This is a genomic window from Brucella sp. TWI432 (genome assembly GCF_039674445.1).
Classification (GTDB): domain Bacteria; phylum Pseudomonadota; class Alphaproteobacteria; order Rhizobiales; family Rhizobiaceae; genus Brucella; species Brucella chromiisoli.
The window spans coordinates 1-372 of sequence record NZ_JBDJNL010000075.1 but is presented as its reverse complement, the minus strand read 5'-3'; the positions used below and the strand labels follow the sequence as shown (position 1 = coordinate 372).

The following is a 372-nucleotide window of genomic DNA, read 5'->3' as shown; positions in this document are numbered from 1 at the left end:
CGACCAGGTTCACGGCGCTCCCGGCCACCCGCAGACGCAAGGGAAAATCGAACGCTGGCACCAGACGCTGAAGAACCGCATCCTGCTTGAAAACTACTTCTTCAAGGAGGATCTTGAAGCCCAGATCGCGGCCTTCGTCGAGCATTACAATCATCGCCGTTACCATGAGAGCCTCGACAATCTCACTCCCGCCGACGTCTACTTCGGACGCGGACAGACCATCCTGCTCGAACGCGAAAGGATCAAACGAGACACGATCAAAAAACGCCGCTTGAACCACCAGGCCAAAGCGGCTTAAATCAACCCCCAAACCGAGCCGGAAACTCCAATCTTCAAAAGCACAAATAGTCTCAAATCATTCGACGACGGACA

The 372-nt window shown here is 54.3% G+C and carries 1 protein-coding gene; it reads left to right on the top strand.

Annotated elements, in window-relative coordinates; all coding sequences use genetic code 11:
* On the top strand, positions 1–298 hold a 298-nt coding region (locus tag ABE527_RS21675), incomplete at its 5' end, for an integrase core domain-containing protein (RefSeq protein WP_499698267.1).
* Positions 299–372 lie beyond the last annotated feature (74 nt).